The 17,122-nt window shown below is 55.2% G+C and carries 15 protein-coding genes and 1 pseudogene; 8 read left to right on the forward strand and 8 right to left on the reverse strand.

From position 1 onward, the window contains the following. Window positions 1–5: 5 nt before the first annotated feature. Window positions 6–698 carry an aspartate/glutamate racemase gene (locus tag MY052_RS04540; protein WP_035893986.1) on the forward strand — a complete coding sequence of 231 codons (693 nt, stop codon included), beginning with the start codon at window positions 6–8 and terminating at the stop codon, window positions 696–698. Here MY052_RS04540 and MY052_RS04545 read toward each other — a convergent pair. After that, window positions 695–1,621 carry a LysR family transcriptional regulator gene (locus tag MY052_RS04545; protein WP_248538276.1) on the reverse strand — a complete coding sequence of 309 codons (927 nt, stop codon included), beginning with the start codon at window positions 1,619–1,621 and terminating at the stop codon, window positions 695–697. The genes MY052_RS04540 and MY052_RS04545 overlap by 4 nt on opposite strands. A 118-nt stretch (window positions 1,622–1,739) precedes the next feature. Between MY052_RS04545 and lysA the strand changes: the two genes are divergently transcribed. Beyond that, window positions 1,740–2,996 (forward strand): diaminopimelate decarboxylase, encoded by a 1,257-nt coding sequence (gene lysA / locus MY052_RS04550; RefSeq protein ID WP_248538277.1) that lies wholly within the window; start codon window positions 1,740–1,742, stop codon window positions 2,994–2,996. A gap of 35 nt (window positions 2,997–3,031) precedes the next feature. Here lysA and MY052_RS04555 read toward each other — a convergent pair whose 3' ends face one another. Then, window positions 3,032–4,042 carry a LacI family DNA-binding transcriptional regulator gene (locus tag MY052_RS04555; RefSeq protein WP_035893980.1) on the reverse strand — a complete coding sequence of 337 codons (1,011 nt, stop codon included), beginning with the start codon at window positions 4,040–4,042 and terminating at the stop codon, window positions 3,032–3,034. 303 nt (window positions 4,043–4,345) lie between these two features. Between MY052_RS04555 and MY052_RS04560 the strand changes: the two genes are divergently transcribed. From MY052_RS04560 to MY052_RS04575, 4 genes are read left to right on the forward strand one after another with little or no spacing between them, the layout of a single operon-like run. Then, the gene (locus MY052_RS04560; protein WP_248538278.1) at window positions 4,346–5,683 is read left to right on the forward strand and encodes a PTS sugar transporter subunit IIC; all 1,338 of its coding nucleotides are present in this window, start codon (window positions 4,346–4,348) and stop codon (window positions 5,681–5,683) included. A 7-nt stretch (window positions 5,684–5,690) separates the two neighbouring features. Further along, complete coding sequence (locus tag MY052_RS04565) at window positions 5,691–7,118, forward strand: glycoside hydrolase family 1 protein (RefSeq protein WP_248538279.1); 1,428 nt, start codon at window positions 5,691–5,693, stop codon at window positions 7,116–7,118. Window positions 7,119–7,165: 47 nt separating this feature from the next. Further along, window positions 7,166–7,939, forward strand: coding sequence for a GntR family transcriptional regulator (locus MY052_RS04570; protein WP_035893976.1), 774 nt, complete (start codon window positions 7,166–7,168; stop codon window positions 7,937–7,939). Then, complete coding sequence (locus MY052_RS04575; RefSeq protein WP_248538280.1) at window positions 7,936–8,415, forward strand: GNAT family N-acetyltransferase; 480 nt, start codon at window positions 7,936–7,938, stop codon at window positions 8,413–8,415. Before MY052_RS04570 ends, MY052_RS04575 begins: the two co-directional genes overlap by 4 nt. On the opposite strand, the gene galR is transcribed toward MY052_RS04575, so the two are convergent. Continuing rightward, entirely contained in the window at window positions 8,376–9,392 is a 1,017-nt protein-coding gene (gene galR / locus MY052_RS04580; RefSeq protein WP_035893974.1) for an HTH-type transcriptional regulator GalR, read from the reverse strand. The genes MY052_RS04575 and galR overlap by 40 nt on opposite strands. Before the next feature lie 627 nt (window positions 9,393–10,019). On the opposite strand from galR, the gene aas reads away from it, so the two are divergent. Both aas and lplT read left to right on the forward strand, forming a co-directional pair. Then, the gene (gene aas / locus MY052_RS04585; protein ID WP_035893973.1) at window positions 10,020–12,179 is read left to right on the forward strand and encodes a bifunctional acyl-ACP--phospholipid O-acyltransferase/long-chain-fatty-acid--ACP ligase; all 2,160 of its coding nucleotides are present in this window, start codon (window positions 10,020–10,022) and stop codon (window positions 12,177–12,179) included. Continuing rightward, a complete protein-coding gene (lplT, locus tag MY052_RS04590; protein WP_035893971.1) occupies window positions 12,172–13,365 on the forward strand; it encodes a lysophospholipid transporter LplT in 1,194 nt (397 codons plus the stop codon). Before aas ends, lplT begins: the two co-directional genes overlap by 8 nt. A gap of 137 nt (window positions 13,366–13,502) precedes the next feature. Here lplT and MY052_RS04595 read toward each other — a convergent pair whose 3' ends face one another. The 5 genes and pseudogenes from MY052_RS04595 to MY052_RS04615 form a co-directional block, all read right to left on the reverse strand. Beyond that, window positions 13,503–14,543 carry an NADP(H)-dependent aldo-keto reductase gene (locus MY052_RS04595; protein ID WP_035893970.1) on the reverse strand — a complete coding sequence of 347 codons (1,041 nt, stop codon included), beginning with the start codon at window positions 14,541–14,543 and terminating at the stop codon, window positions 13,503–13,505. Between the two features lie 126 nt (window positions 14,544–14,669). Continuing rightward, window positions 14,670–14,888 carry a YgdI/YgdR family lipoprotein gene (locus MY052_RS04600; protein WP_035893968.1) on the reverse strand — a complete coding sequence of 73 codons (219 nt, stop codon included), beginning with the start codon at window positions 14,886–14,888 and terminating at the stop codon, window positions 14,670–14,672. Between the two features lie 123 nt (window positions 14,889–15,011). After that, window positions 15,012–15,725 carry a TerC family protein gene (locus tag MY052_RS04605; protein WP_035893966.1) on the reverse strand — a complete coding sequence of 238 codons (714 nt, stop codon included), beginning with the start codon at window positions 15,723–15,725 and terminating at the stop codon, window positions 15,012–15,014. Window positions 15,726–15,902: 177 nt separating this feature from the next. Continuing rightward, a complete protein-coding gene (mutH, locus tag MY052_RS04610) occupies window positions 15,903–16,598 on the reverse strand; it encodes a DNA mismatch repair endonuclease MutH (protein ID WP_035893964.1) in 696 nt (231 codons plus the stop codon). Between the two features lie 143 nt (window positions 16,599–16,741). After that, window positions 16,742–16,840 (reverse strand): annotated as a pseudogene (locus MY052_RS04615) (hypothetical protein); the annotation flags it as partial. Window positions 16,841–17,122 lie beyond the last annotated feature (282 nt).

Below are 17,122 nucleotides of genomic sequence, written 5' to 3' on the forward strand. Positions count from 1 at the left end.
ATGACATGAAAACGATGGGTCTTCTGGGCGGAATGAGCTGGGAATCGACGATTCCCTACTATCGCTTGATTAACGAAGGGATAAAGCAGCAGCTAGGCGGCCTGCATTCGGCGCAAATTTTGCTGCACAGCGTGGATTTCCATGAGATTGAGCTTTGTCAGTCTCAGGGTGACTGGCAGAAAGCGGGCGATATTCTGGCGCAGGCGGCAGTGGGACTGCAGCAGGCTGGCGCAGAGGGCATTGTGCTCTGTACCAACACTATGCACAAAGTTGCTGAAGCTATCGAAACCGCCTGCGACGTGCCGTTCCTGCATATCGCTGATGCCACCGGCCGCGCCATCAGCCAGAAGAAGATGACCAACGTGGCGCTGCTCGGCACGCGCTACACCATGGAGCAGGACTTCTATCGCGGGCGCTTACAGCAGGAATTTGGCATTACCACGCTGATTCCGGAGCAGGATGCACGGCAGAAAATTAACCAGATTATTTTTGATGAACTGTGTCTGGGGGAGTTCAGCGACGCTTCACGTGATTATTACCTGAGCGTGATTGAAACCCTGGCGCGTCAGGGCGCGGAAGGGGTGATTTTCGGCTGTACCGAGATTGGCCTGTTAGTTCCGGCTGAACTTAGCCCGCTGCCGGTGTTTGATACCGCCGCGATTCACGCGGCGGATGCGGTTGAGTTTATGCTCTCTTAATGTGCGTCCAGTACCGCCTCAAGCGGTGTGGTAATGTGCGACAGGCTCTGCTGTAGATGAGCCATAAATGCCTCTACCAACGCCGAGCGGGGGCGGTGCATCGGGCGAATCAGGCTGACGGTAAACGGGACGTTGATGCTAAAGCGGCGAATGACTACGCCGCTGTTGACGTAGTCGAGCGCCGTCAGCGGGTTGACCACTGAAATACCGACCCCAGCTTTGACCATCGCGCATATTGACGCGGCACTGTGCGTTTCCACGACCATTCTTCTTTTCACCTGATGCTCATTAAACAACGTGTCCAGCAGTTGGCGATAGCTGTCGGTCCGCGACAGGCTGATATAGTTTTCGCCTTGAAAATCAGTAGGTGTCAGCACGGTTTTCGCTGACAGCGGGTGATCCTGTGGTAATACGCAGACTTCGTTCAGCGTCAGTAGCGGTATGCGTTCGGTGCCTGCGGGCGTGTGTATCGTCTCCGTGATGCCCAAATCATGGCGCTGCGCCGACAGCCATTCCTCCAGCAGCGGCGACTCCTGCGGCACTATCTGAATATTGACCTGCGGATAGCGGGCCAAAAACGGCTGCAACAGGGGTGGTAAAAAGGATTGTGAAAAGACCGGCAGGCAAACAATAGACAGCTCGCCCTGGCGGAACTCGCGCAGGCTTTCTGCCGCGCTGACGATTCTGTCTAATCCATACCAGGAACGCTGCACCTCTTCAAACAGCCGTAGCCCTTGAACGGTCGGGTGCAGACGCCCGCGGCTGCGTTCGAACAGCTTAAGCCCCAGTACCTGTTCAAACCGCGCCAACTCGCGGCTGACCGTTGGCTGTGAGGTATGCAGCATTCGGGCCGCTTCCGTCAGGTTTCCCGCCGTCATAATGGCGTGAAAGATTTCGATATGGCGCAGGTTAACGGCTGGCATGGGCATCTCTCAGGTTAAGTATCCATATCATTTTTGCATAGACTCGCGATAAAACGATATTTTTTATTCGCTTCAGGCTGTGGCGTAATCATAAAAAAAATGATTACCGGAGTCTGCTATGCCACGCCCGCTCAACAATACCGAAACCGATCTCACCGCTGATAACCTGCTGCGCCTGCCTGCTGAATTTGGCTGCCCGGTATGGGTGTACGACGCGCAGATTATCCGCGCCCAAATTGCCAAGCTGCACAAGTTTGACGTGGTGCGATTTGCCCAGAAGGCGTGCTCGAATATCCACATTCTGCGTCTGATGCGTGAGCAGGGCGTGAAGGTGGACTCCGTTTCTTTAGGGGAAATTGAGCGTGCACTGGTGGCGGGTTACGAAACGGGTAAAGACGAGATTGTTTTTACCGCCGATACCATTGACGACGCGACGCTTGCCCGCGTGCATGAGCTACAAATTCCGGTCAACGCCGGTTCTGTGGATATGCTGGAGCAGCTCGGCCAAATCTCTGCGGGCCATCGCGTATGGCTGCGTGTGAACCCAGGTTTTGGGCACGGCCACAGTCAGAAAACCAATACCGGTGGCGAAAACAGCAAGCACGGCATCTGGTATAGCGATCTCCCCGCGGCGCTTGAGGTCATTCAGCGTTATCAGCTGAAGCTAGTGGGCATTCACATGCACATTGGCTCCGGCGTGGATTATGGTCACCTGGAGCAGGTGTGCGGCGCGATGGTTCGTCAGGTGATTGAATTTGGTCAGGATCTGGAAGCTATCTCTGCGGGCGGCGGGTTATCTATTCCGTATCGTGAAGGGGAAGAGGCGATTGATACCGATCACTACTTCGGCCTGTGGAATGCGGCGCGTGAGCAGATTGCTAAACACCTGGGACACCCGGTCAAACTGGAGCTGGAGCCGGGTCGTTTCCTGGTGGCCGAATCCGGCGTGCTGGTCGCGCAGGTACGCAGCGTGAAGGCGATGGGCAGCCGTCACTTTGTGCTTATCGACGCGGGTTTTAACGATCTGATGCGTCCGGCGATGTACGGCAGCTATCATCATATTTCCGCGCTGGCGAGCGATGGTCGTGCGCTGGAAAACGCGCCGCAGATTGAAACCGTGGTGGCGGGCCCGCTGTGTGAATCGGGCGACGTCTTTACCCAGCAGGAAGGGGGTAAAGTGGAAACGCGCCTGCTGCCTGCGGTGGTGCCGGGAGATTATCTGGTGCTGCACGATACCGGCGCGTATGGCGCATCAATGTCGTCGAACTACAATAGCCGTCCGCTGCTGCCTGAAGTGCTGTTTGATAATGGCGTGGCGAAGTTGATTCGTCGTCGTCAGACGATTGAAGAGCTGCTGGCGCTGGAGCTTATCTGAGGGAATGCCCGATAAGCGCAGCGCCATCGGGCATGTTATTTGTAAAACGGCCCCGTCGTCACCGAATCGCGCAATACCAGCGTGCCGGTAAACGGCGGGATCGTTTCGATCTCTTCCCCGCTTGCCAGCTTAATCGCCTGATCGATAGCGGTCACGATCATATTATCGATCGGCAGATAAACGGTAGAAAGCCCCGGCTCCAGCCACTTCGCGCTAGGCGCATCATCAAAACCAAACAGTGAAATATCCTGCGGGATCCGTAGCCCCGCCTGATGCAGCGCTTTTGACGCGCCGAGCGCCATATCGTCGTTACAGGCAAAGAGGGCGCTGAACGTCACTTTCTCTTTCAACAGCGCATTGCACATGTCATAGCCGCAGTTCATGGTGGAATCACCGTGCTTCACTTTTGCCGGATCCCACGCAATGCCGTTTTGCTCCAGCGCCCGGCGATAGCCCTGTAAACGCGCTTTACCGGTTGGCGTATGGATAGGAACGGTGATACAGGCAATATCCCGATGGCCTTGAGAAATCAGGTATTCCACCGCCTGAAACGCCGCATCCTGTTGTTCGAAGAAGACGCAGCGTTCGCGTGCCTGGCTGACGTCACGGTTAATGACGACCAGCGGCATCGGCGTGCTATTCACCAGCGACATGATAGCCTTTTCGCTCATATGACGAGTGTAGAGGACGATGGCATCGCACTGGCGGTCGGCCAGCATCTGCACCGCCTGCTCCTCGCGTTCGGGAGTATCGTGGCCGTCGGTGACGATAAGCTGTTTGCCCCATGCTTCCGTCTGACGGGAAGCCTGCTGAAGCAGGCGGCCGAAGTAGAAACCATCAAAGGTGGAAACCACCAGGCCAATGCTGTTGCTGGTGCGGTTTGCCAATGAACGCGCCAGAAAGTTAGGGCGATAGCCTAACTCTTCCATTGCTTTGAACACCTGCTGACGGGTGCTCTCTTTAACCTGACCAGTACCATTCAGCACGCGAGAAACTGTCGCTTTCGAGACGCCTGCGCGTATTGATACATCCAGCATTGTTGCCATTGTTAATCCCTGAGACTTCGTGATGACCCGCAGTTTATCACAGACATTCATCGGTGATATGAACTCCACTGCGGCTAAAAAACCTATCGCGATCACGCTTTTGCAGTTAATCGTCGTAAAAAACGCGTCCCAATCATGTGGCATACCAATAACCCTACTTTTTTTGTTTTTGGAATACCAAATTAGAGGTTGGGAGTTAACTCACAGAACTTTCCAGCGATGATGATTATTTTTGGCATACCAAAAGGTGTTTGGCTGTACACCGAATGCGCGATAAAGCCCTTAAACTTGAGGTACTTTTCTATGGCATTGCAGGACAAATTGATCGATTCGCTGGGGAGTTTCGCCACGAAATTCAACAGCTATCGCTATATCATGGCGATCAAACACGCCTTTATTACGCTGATGCCGGTGATCATCGTCGGCGCCTTCTCCGTCTTGATCTCCAACATGGTGCTGGATCCAAAAAATGGCCTTGCCAGCTTCCAGTCTCTATCGTTCCTGGCGGCACTTAAGCCAATTACCGGCGCAATCAACTATGCGACGCTGAACTTTCTCAACATTGGCGCGGTGTTTCTTATCGGTATCGAGCTGGGGCGCATCAACGGCATAAAGACCTTGTTCCCCGGCCTGCTGGCGGTGATCTGCTTTATCTGCGTCACGCCGACCACCGTACAGATGATGGTTGATGGTCAGATGCATGAGGTAAAAGATGTGCTGCTGCGCCAGTTTTCCGATACCCGCAGCCTGTTCCTCGGCATGTTCATCGCCATTCTGTCCGTCGAGATCTACTGCTGGCTGGAAACGCGCAACGGGCTGAAGATCAAAATGCCGGACACCGTACCGCCAAACGTCGCCGCCTCGTTTTCTGCGCTGATCCCGGCGATCATCACCGTTACCGCGATCGCCACCTTCGGTTTTATCTTCCATCAGTTGACCGGCATGTACCTGTACGATGCGGTGTACCAGGTTGTGCAGCAGCCGCTGGAGCGGGTAATGCAGAGCTTACCGGGGATCTTGCTGCTGATGTTTGTAGCGCAGATTTTCTGGGTGATTGGGATTCACGGCAACCAGATGATCAAACCCATTCGCGAACCGCTGCTGCTGGGGGCGATTACCGTCAACATGAGTGCGTTTGAGCAGGGTAAAGAGGTGCCGAATATCATCACCATGCCGTTCTGGGATGTGTACATGAGCATCGGTGGTTCGGGCCTGACCATCGGACTGTTGATTGCGGTGATGATCGCCACCAAGCGCAAAGAGATGAAAGAGATCGCCAAGCTGTCGATTGGCCCTGGGCTCTTTAACATCAATGAGCCGGTGATCTTCGGGATGCCTATCATGCTTAACCCGATCCTCGCCATTCCGTTCATCATCACCCCGCTGGTCACCGGCAGCATCGGCTACTTCGCCACCGTCACCGGCTTTGCCGGAAAAGCGGTGGTGATGGTGCCGTGGACGACACCGCCTTTGATCAACGCCTGGCTTTCCACCGCCGGGTCGATGGGCGCGGTGGTGACGCAGCTTATTTGTATTGTGGTGGCGGTGCTTATCTATCTGCCGTTCGTCAAAATCGCGTCCCGCCGCGCCGAGATTTCCGAGCGCCTGGCGGAAAAAACACCGGCTACCGAAAACCTTTGAGGATGCTATGAGCATAAAACGGATGACCATTCCCGATGACTTTATTCTCGGGGCTGCCGCTTCGGCCTGGCAAACGGAAGGCTGGAGTGGGAAGAAACCGGGGCAGGATTCCTGGCTCGATCTCTGGTACAAGAACGATCGCCACGTCTGGCACAACGGCTACGGCCCGGCTGTTGCCACCGATTTTATCAACCGCTTTCGTGAAGACGTGCAGTTGATGAAGCTGGCGGGCTTAACCCACTACCGTACCTCGATTAACTGGTCGCGCTTTTTAACCGACTACGAGGCGGTCACGGTGGATGAAGAGTATGCCGCCTATTACGACCAGCTTTTTGATGAACTGCTGGTCAACGGTATCGAGCCGATGATCTGTCTTGAGCACTATGAGCTGCCGGGCTACCTGCTGGAACAGTACGGCGGCTGGGGCTCGAAAAAGGTGGTTGAGCTCTACGTGCGCTACGTTGAGCAGGTGTTTGCCCGCTATCACCACAAGGTTACGCGCTGGTTTACCTTTAACGAGCCGATTGTGGTGCAGACCCGCGTCTATCTGGACGCGCTGCGCTGGCCGTATGAACAAAATACGGGGAAATGGATGCAGTGGAACCACCACAAGGTGCTGGCCACGGCGAAAGTGGTGAAGCTGTTCCGCGAGAAAGGCTACCCAGGAACCGTTGGCTGCATTCTCAACCCTGAGGTGACCTATCCGCGTTCTCATGCCGTTCACGACCAGCGTGCGGCCGAGGTATATGACCTGTTCTACAACCGCGTATTCCTCGACCCGCTGGTGCACGGTACTTATCCTGCTGAGCTTTTCACGCTGCTGGAGAAACACGCGGTTACCTGGGACTACCACGCCGATGAGCTGGCGATTATCCGCGACAACACGGTCGATGAGCTGGGCATTAACCTCTATTACCCGCACAGGGTAAAAGCGCCCTCGCGTGCCTGGCACCCGGACACGCCGTTCCATCCGGCCTGGTACTACGAACCGTTTGAACTGCCGGGTCGTAAGATGAACAACTCGCGCGGTTGGGAAATCTACCCGCAGATTGTCTACGACATGGCGATGCGTATCAAAAACGACTACCGCAATATTCCATGGTTTGTCGCTGAAAGCGGTATGGGCGTGGAAAATGAAGGTCAGTTCCGTAACGCCGACGGCGTGATTGCCGATGACTACCGCATCCGTTTTATCAGCGAGCATCTGTGGCAGACGCTGCGGGCGAAAGAAGACGGGGCTAACTGCCATGGCTATATGCAGTGGGCTTTTACCGACAACGTCTCGCCGATGAACGCCTTTAAAAATCGCTATGGGCTGATTGAAATCGACCTCAATAACGACCGTGCGCGGCGGCCAAAAGCCTCAGCTAACTGGTTCCGGCAGCTACGGGACAGCCGCGAGCTGGTGGTGGATATCGATGATGAATGGCGCTAATTTTTGCTAAGATAGCGCCGATATTCGCATAACGTACAGGTGATATTGTGGAGAAGGCTACCGTCCCGCCGGAAAAGAAACCCTATCAGGAGATTGGCGATGATTTGCGCGCTCAGATTATGCAGGGCCGCTATCCCGTCGGGTCGCGCCTGCCGCCAGAACGCAATATCGCCGAAACCTACGGCGTCAGCCGCACCATCGTGCGTGAAGCGCTGTTGATGCTGGAACTTCAGGGAACGGTGGATATCCGCCAGGGGTCCGGCGTATACGTGATGCGCATTCCACAGGAGTGCGACGGTGAGGAAGAGCGGATGCTAAGCAGCGACGTTGGCCCGTTTGAAATTCTGCAGGCCCGCCAACTGCTGGAGAGCAACATTGCCGCCTTCGCCGCGAAGATGGCAACCCGCGCGGATATCGATAACCTCAAACAGATTATCGAGCAAGAACAACGGGCTATTGCACTGAATGATACCAGCCAGGACAACGGCCGCCTATTCCATCTGGTGCTGGCGGGAGCCACGCAAAACCAAATGTTACTGTCGACTATTGAACGCGTCTGGATCCAGATGGACAGCAGCCCGCTGTGGCAACAGTTCAATGCCCATATTGCTAGCCGTACCTACCGGCTGAAGTGGCTTGGAGACCGACAGACCATCCTGGCCGCGCTGCGTCGCCGTGATGTGATGGGGGCCTGGCAGGCGATGGGGCAACATCTTGAGAACGTCAAAAATAGCCTGATGGAACTGTCTGACGAAGACGCGCCGGATTTTGACGGTTATCTGTTTGAATCTGTGTCTATCTTCCAGGGAAAAGTAATGTGACCATCCTGCCGCTGCACGACTGTCCGCAGTTCGCCGGTCAGGTGACCGACTGGCTGTGGCACGCTTTTGGTGGTGAGAATCTGTCACGTGCCTTTTTTGCCAGCATCATCGAACACAGCCAGAGCCCTGGCGCACTGCCGCTTACCTTTATTGCCGTTGAAGATGAGAAAGTGGTGGGGACCGTAGGCCTATGGCGCTGCGATTTAATTAGCCGTCAGGATCTGTGGCCGTGGATGGCGGCGCTGTATGTCACGCCTGAAGCGCGCGGCTGTGGTCTGTCGGGTCAGCTTCAGCGCCACGTGATGACCTATGCCGCACGGCAGGGGTTTACGCAGCTGCACCTCTATTCGGCTTGCCGGGATTTTTATGAGCGCTTCGGTTGGCAGTACATCGGCGATGCCCTGGATTACCCGGACACCACCGTACACCTTTATCGCTACGACTTAACGTCTTCTGCCGGTGAGCTCACCGAGTGACGGCGCACCAGCGTCGGGCTGAACAGATGGGTGATATCCGGCAGCGGGCGCTTTTCTGCCAGCGCCAGCGCCAGCTCCGCCGCCTGAGTGGCCATGGTGACAATCGGGTAGCGGATGGTGGTCAAGCGCGGACGCACGTAGCGGGAAACCAACACATCATCGAAGCCAATCAGCGAAATTTCCTGCGGTACGTCGATACCGTTATCGTTGAGCACGCCCATCGCGCCAGCGGCCATCGAATCGTTGTAGCAGGCCACCGCGGTAAATTGCTTGCCGCGGCCTAACAGTTCGGTCATTGCCTGTTCACCGCCGCTCTCGTCCGGTTCGGCGAAGGTTACCAGCCGCTCATTGCACGGCAGGCCGCTCTCTTTCAGAGCATCGTAGTAGCCCTGCAAACGATCCTCCGCATCCGAAATCGTATGGTTCGAGCAAATATAGCCGATGCGGGTATGACCTTGCTGAATCAGATGGCGGGTGGCGAGCCAGGCGCCGTAGCGGTCATCCAGCGCCACGCAGCGCTTTTCAAAGCCGGGCAGAATGCGGTTTATCAGCACCATGCCGGGGATCTGCTTCATTAAATCAGCCAGTTCGGCGTCGGGGATGAGCTTGGCGTGCACGACCAGCGCCGCACAGCGATGGCGGATAAGCTGCTCAATGGCCTGACGTTCTTTGGTTTCGTTATGATAGCCGTTGCCGATCAGTAAAAAATTGCCGGTGTTATAGGCCACCTGCTCCACGGCTTTGACCATGGCGCCGAAAAAGGGATCGGACACATCGCCCACCACCAGGCCGACGGTTTCGGTCGACTGCTGGGCCAGCGCACGCGCGTTGGCGTTGGGATGATAGCTTAGCGTTTCCATAGCGGCGGAGACCGCCTGGCGCGAGGCATCGCTGGCTTTAGGGGAATTGTTGATGACGCGGGATACGGTGGCGACGGAGACGCCTGCAAGCCGGGCCACATCTTTTATTGTCGCCATAATATGCCTTAATCAAAAATTCTGAGGGTAAACGCTTACACCACAACAGTGTTACGGAAATCCCCGTGCTATTCAAGGATGGCGGTGTGGTGAATTGCACAATTATGATGCAGAAGTGACATTACCAGGAAAAGTGACACCGCGCTGTGCGAAACCCTGCAACGAAACGCGAGAATTCAAACGTTTGCTTACACTTTGCGAAATGCTGTTGCGAATGTCTGCTGGAGAACGCGTTAGGCGACTTGCTAATCTGATTATCCCAGAGGTATTGATAGGTGAAGTCGCCCCACAAGGTTGACCACTTGATTACACCAACCTGCGCAGATGCGCAGGTTTTTTTTTGCTTCGCGCCCGCCTGTTACAGTTCCCGACAATCGCAATACCTCGTTTCATTTGCGCTCATTCTCTTGCGCTTTTCCGCTGGTTGCGAGGTGTGGAGGGCGCGACAATAGCAGTCCCAGAGGTATTGATTGGTGAATGTTTCATGGTACGCCTTGCGTACTTCATCACTTACACCGACCTGCGCAGATGCGCAGGTTTTTTTTTGCCTGACTTTCGTCCCGGACTGCTTTTCCACAGTTTTCTCGTGTAACCTTCAATGACAAAACTATGGCAAAAGGAGTTTGTATGCTTCTCTGTTTTTTCCGACAGCTATTTAAGGTGCTCTTCCGGGTCAGGATGACGGGAAACACCGAGGCGCTGAGCCAGCCAAAGGTGCTGATTACGCCAAACCACGTCTCATTCCTTGATGGTATTCTGCTGGCGTTATTTCTCCCCGTTCGCCCGGTTTTTGCCGTCTACACCTCAATTTCGCAAAAATGGTTTATGCGGTGGCTGACGCCCATTATCGATTTTGTGCCGCTTGATCCCACTAAACCGATGTCAATCAAGCATCTGGTGCGCCTGATTGAACAAGGCCGCCCGGTAGTGATATTCCCGGAAGGGCGTATTTCGGTATCCGGCTCGCTGATGAAGATTTATGACGGCGCGGCCTTTGTGGCGGCGAAGTCTGGCGCGACGATTATTCCGGTGCGCATTGAAGGCGCGGAGCTGACTCACTTTAGTCGCCTGAAGGGGCTGGTGAAGCAGCGTCTGTTCCCACGGATCTCGCTGCATCTGCTGCCGCCAACGACGCTGCCGATGCCGGAAGCGCCGCGCGCGCGTGACCGGCGCAAAATCGCCGGCGAAATGCTGCACCAGATTATGATGGAAGCGCGCATGGCGGTGCGTCCGCGCGAAACCCTGTATGAATCTTTGCTCACGGCAATGCATCGTTACGGCGAGAAAAAACCGTGCGTGGAAGACATTAACTTCCAGCCGGATAGCTACCGCAAGCTGCTGACCAAAACGCTGTTTGTGGCGCGAATTCTGGAGAAATACAGCAAACAGGGTGAAAAGATTGGCCTGATGCTGCCGAATGCGGGCATCAGCGCGGCGGTCATTTTCGGCGCTATCGCTCGTGGGCGTATTCCGGCCATGATGAACTACACCGCCGGGGTTAAAGGGCTTACCAGCGCGATTACCGCCGCGCAAATTGGCACTATTTTTACCTCCCGCACTTTCCTTGATAAAGGCAAGCTCTGGCACCTGACCGAGCAGCTTACCCAGGTACGCTGGGTGTTCCTCGAAGATTTAAAAGGGGATGTCACCACCGCCGATAAGCTGTGGATCTTCTCTCGCGTGCTGATGCCACGTCTGGCGCAGGTTGCGCAGAAGCCGGAAGACCCGGCGATTATCCTCTTTACCTCGGGTTCTGAAGGCCATCCGAAAGGGGTGGTACACAGCCATAAAAGCATTCTGGCAAACGTCGAGCAGATTAAAACCATCGCCGACTTCACCGCCAACGACCGCTTTATGTCGGCGCTGCCGCTGTTCCACTCCTTCGGCCTGACGGTGGGGCTGTTCACGCCGCTGCTGACCGGCGCGCAGGTGTTCCTCTACCCAAGCCCGCTGCATTATCGCGTGGTGCCGGAGCTGGTCTATGACCGTAACTGCACCGTGCTGTTTGGTACATCTACCTTCTTAGCCAACTACGCGCGCTTTGCCAATCCGTATGATTTCTATCGTCTGCGCTATGTCGTGGCTGGTGCGGAAAAGCTGCAGCAGAGCACCAAAGAACTTTGGCAGGACAAATTTGGCCTGCGTATTCTTGAAGGCTACGGCGTGACCGAGTGCGCACCGGTGGTTTCCATCAACGTGCCGATGGCGGCCAAGCCGGGCACGGTGGGGCGTATTCTGCCGGGCATGGATGCGCGTTTGCTGGAGGTGCCGGGCATTGAGCAGGGCGGCCGTCTGCAATTGAAGGGGCCGAACATCATGGCGGGCTATCTGCGCGTTGAAAATCCGGGCGTGCTGGAAGTGCCGACGGCGGAGAATCAGCACGGCGAACTGGAAACCGGCTGGTATGACACCGGTGACATTGTCGCGTTTGATGCGCAGGGTTTTGTGCAAATTCAGGGCCGCGCGAAGCGTTTTGCCAAAATTGCCGGCGAAATGGTCTCGCTAGAGATTGTTGAGCAGCTAGCACTGGGCGTATCGCCTGAGAAGATGCATGCCACCGCGGTGAAAACCGACGCCAGCAAAGGCGAGGCGCTGGTGCTGTTTACCACCGATAATGAACTGACCCGCGACAAGCTATTGCAGTATGCGCGGGCCCATGGCGTACCGGAGCTGGCTGTGCCCCGCGATATTCGCTGGCTTAAACAGCTGCCGCTGCTTGGCAGCGGTAAACCGGATTTCGTCACCCTGAAGAGCATGGTTGCAGAGACGGAACATCCGAATGAGTGAGTCAGTACACACTAACAACTCCCTGCTGTCGAAAGGCATGATGGCGGTCATTGTCGCCCAGTTCCTTTCGGCGTTTGGCGATAACGCGCTGCTGTTTGCCGTGCTGGCGCTCATGAAGCAGCAGTTTTATCCCGAGTGGAGCCAGCCGGTGCTGCAAATGGTGTTTGTGGGCGCTTACATCATCTTTGCCCCGTTTGTCGGCCAGGTGGCGGATAGCTTTGGCAAAGGCCGGGTGATGATGTTCGCCAACAGCCTGAAGTTGATTGGTGCGGCAACAATTTGTGCAGGTATGAACCCGTTTATCGGCTACACGCTGGTGGGGATTGGCGCAGCCTCCTACTCGCCAGCGAAGTACGGCATCCTGGGTGAAATCACCACTGGCGATAAGCTGGTGAAAGCGAACGGTCTGATGGAAGCCTCCACCATTGCCGCCATCCTGATTGGCTCGGTGGCCGGTGGCGTGGTGGCTGACTGGAGTGTGGTGGGTGCGCTGGCGCTTTGTGCCGTGGTGTATGGCGGTGCGGTGGTTGCCAACATTTTCATTCCCAAATTACCGGCGGCCCGTCCCGGGCAGTCCTGGCGTTTTGGCCCAATGACCCGCAGCTTCTTCAATGCCTGCAACGTACTGTGGCATAACGGTGAAACGCGTTTCTCACTGCTCGGCACCAGTATGTTCTGGGGAGCCGGAGTGACGCTGCGTTTCCTGCTGGTGCTGTGGGTGCCGGTGGCATTGGGGATTACCGATAACGCGACGCCGACCTATCTGAATGCGATGGTCGCCGTCGGGATTGTGGTTGGCGCGGGGGCGGCGGCAAAGCTGGTGACGCTTGAAACCGTGGCTCGCTGTATGCCTGCCGGGGTGTTGATTGGCGTGGTTGTTGCCATTTTTGCGTTCCAGCAGGCGCTGCTGCCAGCGTACGTACTTCTATTTATCATCGGTATCTGCGGCGGCTTCTTCGTGGTGCCGCTCAATGCGCTGCTGCAGGACCGCGGCAAACAGACCGTGGGTTCAGGTAATGCGATCGCGGTACAAAACCTCGGTGAAAACAGCGCGATGCTGATTATGCTGGGGCTCTATTCGCTGGCGGTGGCGGTGAATATTCCGGTGGTCGGCGTGGGGATTGGCTTTGGCGTGCTGTTTGCGCTGGCAATTCTCGCGCTGTGGCTGTGGGGTAAACGCCGCTGATGTGAACCCGGCGGCGCTTCGCTTGGCCGGGCTACGGCTATAAATGTAGTCATTGCAGGCCGGATAAGCGTAGCGCCATCCGGCACGATGCAGCACCTTACCGGATGGCGGCGTAGCCGCCTTATCCGGCCTACATTTTAAGGCGCCGGGTAGGTATAAACCTGATGCACCGCCTCAATCTCCGCTAAAACGTCCGCGCTTAACTCCAGATGCAGACTCTCAACGTTAGTTTTCAACTGCTCCATCGTCGTCGCGCCTAACAGCGTACTGGCAACGAACGGCTGACGGCGAACGAACGCCAGCGCCATTTGTGCCGGGTCGAGGTTATGACGTTTGGCGATATCGACGTATGCCGCCACCGCCTTCTGCGTCTGCTCACCGCTGTAGCGGGTAAAACGGCTGAAGAGCGTATTACGGGCACCCGCAGGCTTCGCGCCGTTCAGGTACTTACCGGTGAGCGTCCCGAAGGCCAGGCAGGAGTAAGCCAGCAGCTCAACGCCTTCAAACTGACTCACTTCCGCAAGCGCCACTTCGTAGCTGCGGTTCACCAGGCTGTACGGGTTCTGGATGGTGACAATGCGCGGCAGATCGTGTTTATCCGCCAGATGCAGATAGCGCATCACGCCAAATGCCGTCTCGTTGGATACGCCAATATAGCGAATCTTCCCGGCGCGCTGATATTCGGTGAGCGCTTCCAGCGTCTCCAGCAGCGACACTACCGGCGCGGAGTCGGCCCAGGTGTAGCCCAGTTTGCCAAAGCAGTTGGTCGGGCGCTGTGGCCAGTGTACCTGGTAGAGATCGAGATAGTCGGTTTGCAGGCGCGTCAGCGAGTTGTGCAGCGCATCGCGAATGTTTTTACGGTCCAGCGCCTGGTTGGGGCGAATGCCGCTGTCGTTGTTGCGCGAAGGGCCGCTCACCTTGGAAGCAATCACCAGCTTCTCGCGGTTGCCATGCTTGGCCAGCCAGTTACCGACATAGGTCTCGGTAAGACCCTGAGTTTCCGGGCGCGGAGGAACGGGGTACATCTCGGCGACATCGATCAGATTGATGCCCTGGCTAACGGCATAATCAAGCTGTGCATGGGCGTCGGCTTCGCTATTTTGTTCACCAAACGTCATTGTGCCAAGCCCGAGGGTGCTTATCTCAAGCGAGCTGTGGGGGATACGGTGGTACTGCATAAGCCGGCTTCCTTTTATCAACAGCGTCAGGAAAGAGTCCTGACAAAGGAATATAAAAATGGCAGAGGGGGAGAAAAAGGGAAAGCAGAAAATGAAAAAAGGCCAGCAGGCGGCTGACCTCTCTGATTATCGTTTGATAATTTGCGACACGTCGTCGCGGTTGATCTGCATCTTATTACCTTGCTGATCTTCATAGCTGATAAGCCCGGTGTCGTCATCGACTTCCGGTTTACCGTCGGTCAGGATCATCCGACCGTCTTTGGTGGCCATCACGTAATCGCTGCTACAGCCGGAAACTGCAAAGGCTAAACCTACTGCGGAAATCAACACTGCCCATTTTGTCATCGTTATCCCCTTCATCGCCGCGCTCTTAATAGTTTAGTAATAACCGACCTAAGGCACAGCATAAAGCAGGAAAATCTTAAAAAAACCGGACACAGCCCTCAATTGAGGGCTGTTGATGATTGATTAATGTTTATTTTTCTTACTTCGCAGCAGATTAAGGCTCTCTACTGCCATAGAGAAGAACATCGCGAAGTAGATATAGCCTTTTGGCACATGGACATCGAGGCTTTCAAGAATCAGCGTGAAGCCCACCAGAATCAGGAACGACAGAGCTAGCATTTTTACCGATGGGTGTCTTTCGACGAATTCGCCAATTGAGCGTGCTGCGAACATCATCACGCCAACCGCAATAACCACGGCGGCCATCATAATAAACAGATGATCGGAAAGACCGACGGCGGTAATGACCGAATCAAGGCTGAAGATGATATCCAGCATCATAATCTGCACGATCGCGCCCAAAAACGAATGAACGTTCGTTTTTAGGCTCTCTTCATCGCCTTCGATAGACTCATGAATTTCCATACTGGCCTTCCAGATAAGGAACAGCCCGCCAAGCAGTAAAATCAGATCGCGAATCGAAATCGCCTGACCGAACAGGGTAAACAGCGGTTGGGTGAGTTTGACTACCCAGGCAATCGAGGCCAGCAGCGCAAGGCGCATGAGCATGGCCCCCATTAACCCCAAACGACGGGCATGCGCACGCTGCGCGGTAGGGAGCTTAGCAACAACCAGAGAGAGAAAAATAATATTATCGATCCCCAGAACGATTTCCAGAATCGTCAGCGTGCCGAGTGCAAGCCAGGCATTGGGGTCGGTGATCCATGCAAATAACATTAGATAAGTCCTGCCAAATAAAACGAAAGCGTTAATCGATATAGTTGAGGTGCGTTGCGACAACCGATGCAAAACCCTCCCCAGAAACGCATTCCAGGCGGTCAGAGGAAGGGTGAAGGCGTGCCGGTCGCGCACAGCGGGGGAAGTATAATCCCGCTGTGCGGCAGGACAAAAAAATTAATCGACCCGCAGCATAAAGTGGCGCGCCAGTAGGGCGGCGGTGAAGTTCTTTTTGAGATAGAAGCCGCGGGGTAGGGTCATGATGGGCTCGCCTTTCGCGCCAATGGCTTCGGTCAGCGCCTTGCTGTTCGCGGCCTTCGGCCTGAGCTGTAGCACTTCGCCGTGGCGGGCGGTAATACGCTCCACCTGACCAAGAACGATGAGATCCATTAGCTCTTCCCAGTCCATCTGTAACTGACGCTCTTCTTCTGCGCTTGGGGTCCACAGCAGCGGCGCGCCCACGCGGCGTTCAGCAAGCGGGATCGACCGTTCACCTTCCACCGGGATCCACAGCACCCGCTTGAGCTTGTGGCGCACGTGGCTATTTTCCCAGGTCACGCCGGAGTTACCGGTCAGCGGCGCGACGCACACGAAGGTGGTCTCCAGCGGGCGACCCTGGGAATCGATAGGAATGGTTTTCAGCTCAACGCCCAGCGCGGCGAAATCCTGTTCGGGCTTACTCCCGGCGCTGGCGCCCAGCCAAATCTCCAGCAGCACGCCAATCCAGCCTTTGTCTCGCTTTAAATCCTTCGGCGCGACGATGCCAGCCATCGCCGCCAGTTCACCCAACGAATAGCCCGCCAGTCGCTGCGCCTGAGCAAGAAGTTCAGCCTGGGTTTTAGGCGATTCGCGAAGTGGAGCAAGGGTGGACATGATGGTGCGCCTTGTGGTGAAAAAATGAACGACAATTTTACCGGGTGTGGATAGAGTTTAACTTTTTCTGGGTAAATATGACAACGTGATGATTATCATGCCTTTTTTTTGATAAAAAACGACGAAAAAATGACGTCGAAAAAGGTTTTCCAAATCTGGTCACTGACAATAAACAGGATCTTACACCATGTTATCCACAGAAAAGTGGGATAACTGGGGAAAAGCCCTACTACTGTTTCAATTTACAGCCTTGACGTGCGACGAAAATCGAATTTTCGCACAAAAGATGCCTAAGATGTTTGCACAATCTGTGGATAAAACCAACGTTGCTCGATCTTTCATCAATTGAAGGATCGCCTATGTGATGATCATCACGTTATGCGCTAATGCATCAGGATTAACTATAATAACATAATGAAAAATATCGTTTTACTGATTGAAGATGACATGCGATTATTCAGAGTACTCTGGGTTTTCCCTGGGTAATTCCGTACTTCTTCACAACTCTATCCACAGAAAAAGTG

Source organism: Kluyvera ascorbata (assembly GCF_023195735.1).
In the GTDB taxonomy this organism is placed as follows: domain Bacteria; phylum Pseudomonadota; class Gammaproteobacteria; order Enterobacterales; family Enterobacteriaceae; genus Kluyvera; species Kluyvera ascorbata.

What these genes read in the sequence shown, in the direction of transcription:
- lplT (WP_035893971.1), top strand. Translation starts at nt 12,172, where the DNA reads ATGAGTGAGTCAGTACACACTAACAACTCCCTGCTGTCGAAAGGCATG.
- MY052_RS04595 (WP_035893970.1), bottom strand. Translation starts at nt 14,543, where the DNA reads ATGCAGTACCACCGTATCCCCCACAGCTCGCTTGAGATAAGCACCCTC.
- aas (WP_035893973.1), top strand. Translation starts at nt 10,020, where the DNA reads ATGCTTCTCTGTTTTTTCCGACAGCTATTTAAGGTGCTCTTCCGGGTC.
- mutH (WP_035893964.1), bottom strand. Translation starts at nt 16,598, where the DNA reads ATGTCCACCCTTGCTCCACTTCGCGAATCGCCTAAAACCCAGGCTGAA.
- lysA (WP_248538277.1), top strand. Translation starts at nt 1,740, where the DNA reads ATGCCACGCCCGCTCAACAATACCGAAACCGATCTCACCGCTGATAAC.
- MY052_RS04545 (WP_248538276.1), bottom strand. Translation starts at nt 1,621, where the DNA reads ATGCCAGCCGTTAACCTGCGCCATATCGAAATCTTTCACGCCATTATG.
- MY052_RS04565 (WP_248538279.1), top strand. Translation starts at nt 5,691, where the DNA reads ATGAGCATAAAACGGATGACCATTCCCGATGACTTTATTCTCGGGGCT.
- MY052_RS04600 (WP_035893968.1), bottom strand. Translation starts at nt 14,888, where the DNA reads ATGACAAAATGGGCAGTGTTGATTTCCGCAGTAGGTTTAGCCTTTGCA.
- galR (WP_035893974.1), bottom strand. Translation starts at nt 9,392, where the DNA reads ATGGCGACAATAAAAGATGTGGCCCGGCTTGCAGGCGTCTCCGTCGCC.
- MY052_RS04555 (WP_035893980.1), bottom strand. Translation starts at nt 4,042, where the DNA reads ATGGCAACAATGCTGGATGTATCAATACGCGCAGGCGTCTCGAAAGCG.
- MY052_RS04560 (WP_248538278.1), top strand. Translation starts at nt 4,346, where the DNA reads ATGGCATTGCAGGACAAATTGATCGATTCGCTGGGGAGTTTCGCCACG.
- MY052_RS04605 (WP_035893966.1), bottom strand. Translation starts at nt 15,725, where the DNA reads ATGTTATTTGCATGGATCACCGACCCCAATGCCTGGCTTGCACTCGGC.
- MY052_RS04540 (WP_035893986.1), top strand. Translation starts at nt 6, where the DNA reads ATGAAAACGATGGGTCTTCTGGGCGGAATGAGCTGGGAATCGACGATT.